At 73.3% G+C, this 6,023-nt stretch carries 5 protein-coding genes; 3 read left to right on the top strand and 2 right to left on the bottom strand.

Features of this window, described 5'->3' with window-relative positions; genetic code table 11:
* Positions 1–915, bottom strand: a 915-nt coding sequence (locus AOK00_RS33825) for a PucR family transcriptional regulator ligand-binding domain-containing protein (protein WP_254047602.1), incomplete at its 3' end; no start/stop codon positions are given.
* A 174-nt stretch (positions 916–1,089) separates the two neighbouring features.
* On the opposite strand from AOK00_RS33825, the gene AOK00_RS33820 reads away from it, so the two are divergent.
* From AOK00_RS33820 to AOK00_RS33810, 3 genes are all read left to right on the top strand, one after another.
* Entirely contained in the window at positions 1,090–2,565 is a 1,476-nt protein-coding gene (locus tag AOK00_RS33820) for a sodium:solute symporter (protein ID WP_055603963.1), read from the top strand.
* Positions 2,566–2,645: 80 nt separating this feature from the next.
* Positions 2,646–3,629 carry an agmatinase gene (speB, locus tag AOK00_RS33815; RefSeq protein WP_055603962.1) on the top strand — a complete coding sequence of 328 codons (984 nt, stop codon included), beginning with the start codon at positions 2,646–2,648 and terminating at the stop codon, positions 3,627–3,629.
* A gap of 129 nt (positions 3,630–3,758) precedes the next feature.
* Positions 3,759–5,441: a thiamine pyrophosphate-binding protein gene (locus AOK00_RS33810; RefSeq protein WP_055603961.1), complete on the top strand. Its 1,683-nt coding sequence runs from the start codon at positions 3,759–3,761 to the stop codon at positions 5,439–5,441.
* A gap of 91 nt (positions 5,442–5,532) precedes the next feature.
* On the opposite strand, the gene AOK00_RS33805 is transcribed toward AOK00_RS33810, so the two are convergent.
* Entirely contained in the window at positions 5,533–5,907 is a 375-nt protein-coding gene (locus tag AOK00_RS33805; protein WP_055603960.1) for a hypothetical protein, read from the bottom strand.
* Positions 5,908–6,023 lie beyond the last annotated feature (116 nt).

The raw sequence follows: 6,023 nt of genomic DNA, 5'->3' as shown, positions 1-6,023 counted from the left end.
TCCTGCTCGGCGCGGCCCCGGGCCCAGCGTGTCCGCGATGTCCGCCGGGGCCGCGCCGAGCAGGAGCCGGACCAGGGCCCCGTCCCGTACGGTCGCGTCCGCGCCCCGGTGCGGGGCCGTCAGCAGGGACAGCAGCACGACCGCGACCCCCGCGACGGTGTGGTCCCCGGGGCCGCGCCGTTCCGTCGCCACCCCGAGCGTCAGCCCGTCCCCGCCGCCGAGCGCGTACGCGGCCAGCCGGAGTCCGCCGCCGTCCCCGCTCGCCGAGGCCGGGCCGCCCGGGCGCGGGCCGAGGACGCCCGCGAGGTCCCGCAGCGCCCCGGCCGCCTCCGCCGGCACCTCCCGGCCTGCCGCCACCGACTCCGTACCGTCCGTCCCGAAGAGCACCGCCCGGCCCCCGAGCCGTGAGGCGAGCGCGCCGAGCACCGCCGGGACCGGGGCCGGCCTGGCCGCGGCCGCAGCCAGGGACTGCTGCGCCTCGGTCACCCGGCGGAGCTCGTACAGGCGGGCCTCCGCCATCAGCCGCCACAGGGCCCGCGCCACCGCCGTGAACGGGGTCCTCGGCGGCACCTCGACCAGCGGCAGACCATGCCGTTCGCAGGCCTCGACGAGCTCCGCGGGGACCGTGTCGTACACCGGGGTCACGCCGAAGGCGAGCGCCGCCGCCCCCGCCTCCACCACCCGCTCCACGTAGTGCGCCGGATCGGCGAGCTGCACGCCCGCCGTCATGAGCAGCTCACCGCCGAGGAGGTACGGATACGGGTCGGCCATCTCCGAGGTGTGCACCCAGTGGATCGAGACGTCCTCCGGACCGGCGAGCAGCCGCAGCCCGAGGTCCCGCCGGGCGAGCAGCGCGGCCAGCGAGACCGGCGGCGCGGGAGGGGTGGCGGCGGGCTCGGCGGAGGTCATGGTCATGTGCCCTTCGTACATCCCCCGGCCGGTCAGTGGAGGAAACGTACACTTCATCGTTGCTTTCCGGCCACCTACTGTCATGGCATCCAGAAGCCGCGGGTACGGGCGGATGTCCCCGCGATCAGCTTCCGGCCACTCCCCTGCACGACACGCCACCGAGGTGAACGAAGGAGCCCCATGGCCGTCGACTACACAGTGATCGCCCTGTACCTGGCCGGCATGCTCGCGATGGGCTGGTGGGGCATGCGCCGCGCCAAGTCCAAGAGCGAGTTCCTGGTCGCCGGGCGCCGCCTCGGTCCGTGGATGTACTCCGGCACGATGGCCGCCATCGTCCTCGGCGGCGCCTCCACCATCGGTGGCGTGGGCCTCGGCTACAAGTACGGCCTCTCGGGCGCCTGGATGGTCTTCGCCATCGGCCTCGGGCTGCTCGCGCTGAGCGTCTTCTTCTCCGCCAGGATCGCCCGGCTGAAGGTCTACACCGTCTCCGAGATGCTCGACCTGCGCTACGGCGGCAAGGCCGGCGTGATCTCGGGCGTCGTCATGTGGGCGTACACGCTGATGCTCGCGGTCACCTCGACCATCGCGTACGCCACGATCTTCGACGTCCTCTTCGACCTGCCCCGGACCCTCGCGATCGTCCTCGGCGGCACCATCGTCGTCGCCTACTCGACGCTCGGCGGCATGTGGTCCATCACCATCACCGACATGGTGCAGTTCGTGGTGAAGACCGTCGGCGTGCTGCTCCTGCTGCTGCCGATCGCCGTCGTCAAGGCGGGCGGCTTCGCCGAGATGAAGGCCGCGCTGCCCACCTCGTACTTCGAGCCCCTCGGCATCGGCGGCGAGACGATCTTCACGTACGTGCTGATCTACACCTTCGGCATGCTCATCGGCCAGGACATCTGGCAGCGGGTCTTCACCGCCCGCACCGACAAGGTCGCCAAGTGGGGCGGCACCGTCGCCGGCACCTACTGTCTCGCGTACGCCCTCGCCGGAGCCGTCATCGGCACCGCGGCGAAGGTGCTCTACCCGAACCTGCCCAGCGCCGACGACGCCTTCGCCACCATCGTCAAGGACGAGCTGCCGATGGGTGTCCGGGGTCTCGTCCTCGCCGCCGCCCTCGCCGCCGTCATGTCGACCTCCTCCGGCGCGCTGATCGCCTGCGCCACCGTCGCCAACAACGACATCTGGTCGCGGCTGCGCGGAACCGTGTCGGTGGACAAGGACGACCACGACGAGGTGAAGGGCAACCGTGCCTTCATCCTCATCATGGGCATCGCCGTCATCCTCATCGCCATCGCCCTCAACGACGTCGTCCAGGCCCTCACCGTCGCCTACAACCTGCTGGTCGGCGGGCTCCTCGTGCCGATCCTCGGCGGACTGCTCTGGCGCCGCGGCACGGTCCAGGGCGCGCTCGCCGCGGTCACCGTCGGAGGCCTGGCCGTCATTGGCCTGATGTGGGCTTACGGAATTCTTGCGAATGAGCCTGTTTACTACGGTTTGCTGGCCTCGCTCGCCGCATATGTGATCGTTTCCCTGGCGACCCGCCCGACGGACGCCGCCGTGCTCGCGCACTGGCGCGCCCGCCTCGCGGGCCGGGAGACCCCCGACGCCGACCCGACGCCGGAGACCCTTCCGGCCGCCGCGACCGGCTGACCGCACCGAGACCCCCGGACGGGGCCCGAGACCCGAGGCCCCGACCGGACCCCACCGACACACCCCAGGAGGACCCGACCATGAGCAGCAGCGACCAGAACACCCCGCGCGGCCCGATCGACTCGTCCCGCGTCCCGCGGTACGCCGGTCCCGCGACGTTCGCCCGGCTGCCGCGACTCGACGAGGTCGGCACCGCCGACATCGCCGTGGTCGGCGTCCCCTTCGACAGCGGCGTCTCCTACCGCCCCGGCGCCCGCTTCGGCGGCAACGCCATCCGCGAGGCGTCCCGCCTGCTCCGCCCGTACAACCCGGCGCAGGACGCCTCCCCGTTCGCCCTCGCCCAGGTCGCGGACGCCGGTGACATCGCCGCCAACCCGTTCAACATCAACGAGGCCGTCGAGACGATCGAGGCCGCGGCGGACGACCTGCTGAACTCCGGCGCCCGCATGATGACCCTCGGCGGCGACCACACCATCGCGCTCCCGCTGCTCCGCTCCGTCGCCAAGAAGCACGGCCCCGTCGCCCTGCTCCACTTCGACGCGCACCTCGACACCTGGGACACGTACTTCGGCGCCGAGTACACCCACGGCACCCCGTTCCGCCGCGCCGTCGAGGAGGGCATCCTCGACACCGAGGCGCTCTCCCACGTCGGCACGCGCGGCCCGCTGTACGGCAAGCAGGACCTCACCGACGACGAGAAGATGGGCTTCGGCATCGTCACCTCGGCGGACATCTACCGCCGCGGCGCCGACGAGGTCGCCGACCAGCTGCGCCAGCGCATCGGCGACCGCCCGCTGTACATCTCCATCGACATCGACTGCCTCGACCCGGCCCACGCGCCCGGCACCGGCACCCCGGAGGCGGGCGGCATGACCTCCCGCGAGCTCCTGGAGATCCTCCGCGGCCTCTCCTCCTGCAACCTGGTGTCGGCGGACGTCGTCGAGGTCGCCCCGGCCTACGACCACGCCGAGATCACCGCGGTCGCGGCGTCGCACACCGCGTACGAACTGACGACGATCATGTCCCGCCAGATCGCGGCGAGCCGCGTCGCCGACGCGAAGTAACCCCGGGGCGGTTGCGGGCTGAGGTACGTGGTGGGGCGCGGCCCGGTGGTCGGGTCGTGCCCCCCCCGTTCCGCCCTGCGGAACGCCCGCCCACGACCTGACCGCCATCCCCCGAAGGGACGCCCCGCCATGACCCACGACCACGACCTGGTCCTGCGCCCGACCGCCGCCCAGACGGAGGCCGCGCTCAACCCGCCGAAGGGCCGCAACGGCGGTGACCTCGTCGTCGAGACCCTCACCGGCCTCGGCGCCACCACCGTCTTCGGCCTCCCCGGCCAGCACGCCCTGGGCATGTTCGACGCCCTGCGCCGCTCCTCCCTCCGGTACGTCGGCCTCCGCGTCGAGAACAACGCCGGCTTCGCCGCCGACGCGTACGGCCGGATCACCGGCGAGGCGGCCCCGCTGCTGCTCTCCACGGGCCCCGGCGCGCTCATGTCGCTCGCCGCGCTCCAGGAGGCGGCCGCCGCCTCCGCGCCCGTCCTCGCGATCGGCAGCCAGATCCCGGTGGCCGGCCTCGGCGGCGGCCGGCACGGCTACCTGCACGAGCTGCGCGACCAGCAGGCGTCCTTCCGGGACATCGTGAAGTCGGTCCACACCGTCCGTACGCAGTCCCAGATCCCGTCGGCCATCGCCGCGGCCTGGGAGTCGGCGCTCACCGCCCCGCACGGCCCGGTCTGGGTGGAGATCCCGCAGGACGTCCTCCTCGCGGAGACCACCCTGCCGGTGGTGACGGCGATGGACGCGACGCCCGAGGACGTCGCCCCGCGCCCCGAGCTGACGGCGGTCGCCGCGCACCTCCTGGCGAACGCCGAGCGCCCGGCGGTCATCGCGGGCGGCGGGGTCGTCCGCTCCGACGCCTCGGGCAAGCTGCTCGCGCTCGCGGAGCGGCTCGACCTCCCCGTGGTGACGACCTTCGGCGGCAAGGGCGCGTTCCCCTGGGAGCACCCGCTGTCGCTGCAGTCCTGGCTGGAGGACCGGCACACCACCGACTTCCTGGAGGACGCGGACGTCCTGCTCGTCGTCGGCTCGGGCCTCGGGGAGCTGTCCTCGAACTACCACACGTTCGCGCCGCGCGGCCGGGTGATCCAGATCGAGGCGGACGCCGGGAAGCTGGAGTCCAACCATCCGGCGCTCGGCATCCACGCGGACGCCCGGCTCGCGCTCCAGGCACTCCTGGAGACGGTGCCGGAGCGCCGGGACGCCACCGCCCCCGAGCGGGTCTCGGCCGTTCTGACGAAGGTCCGGGACCGTATCGCGGCGCAGGACCTGGGCCTGGAGCAGCGGATCGTCGCGGCGGTACGGGAGGCGCTCCCCGAGCGGTCCCCGAGCTTCTGGGACATGACGATCCTGGCGTACTGGGCGTGGTCGGCCTTCGACCCGAAGCACCCGAACACGATGCACTCCGCGCAGGGCGCGGGCGGCCTCGGCTACGGCTTCCCGGCGGCGCTCGGCGCGGCGGCGGCGGACCCGAGCCGGCCGGTGCTCGCGGTGTCCGGTGACGGCGGCGCGATGTACTCGATCGCGGAGCTGGCGACGGCGAAGCAGTACGGCCTCGACGTGACGTGGCTGATCGTGGACGACGGCGGCTACGGCATCCTGCGCGAGTACATGACGGGCGCGTTCGGCGAGGCCACGGGCACGGAGCTGTCCCGCCCGGACTTCGTCGCCCTGTCGGAGTCCTTCGGCGTCCCGGCGACCCTGACGACCCCGGAATCCCTGACGGCGGACCTCGCGAAGTCCCTCGCGACCCCGGGCCCGTCGGTGGTCGTCCTCCCGGCCCTCCTGAGGATGTTCGAACCGACGCACCTGTGACGGCGCCGACGCACCTGTGACGGCGCGACGCACCTGTGACGGCGCCGAGCCGGTGGCCCGGTCCCCGAAAGGGCCGGGCCACCGGGGCCGCTCACCCGACGAGCCCCTCCCAGGCCTTCCGGTACGCGGCGATCCGCGCCTCGTACCCCTGCCGGAACTCCTCCGCCTGGTCCTTGGTCAGCCCGTCCCGGGACGCCCGTCGCGCGGGTATCAGCCCGACTGCGTCGGCCATGACCACCACGGCCGCGTCGGCGACGGTCCCGCCCCGTTCCCGTGCGAGGAACGCCTGGTGCCCGGCCTCGCCGAGGAGCTGCCAGCAGATGTTGCGGGGGTTCCCCGCGGTCCGATCCAGCTGCTGGGCCGACACCGGCTCGACCCGCCCGGCCTCCGCCAGCCCCTTGATCGTGAGCAGCGCCGCGTACAGCTGCCCCCATCCGTACGGCCTGCCGTCCTCGACCCGCGCCATGTACGGCCCCCTTTCCCTGCGCACTCCGCGAGAGCACCTCGCAGCGGCTCCCCGACCTCCTACCCATCCCGGGGCCCACTCGTGCGCGGAGTCGCCCGCGTGGTCCTAGGACCACG

The sequence above is a fragment of the Streptomyces aureus genome (assembly GCF_001418135.1).
Taxonomy (GTDB): Bacteria; Actinomycetota; Actinomycetes; order Streptomycetales; family Streptomycetaceae; genus Streptomyces; species Streptomyces aureus_A.
Note: the sequence above shows the minus strand (reverse complement) of the source record. Positions and strands in the feature narration are given on the sequence as shown.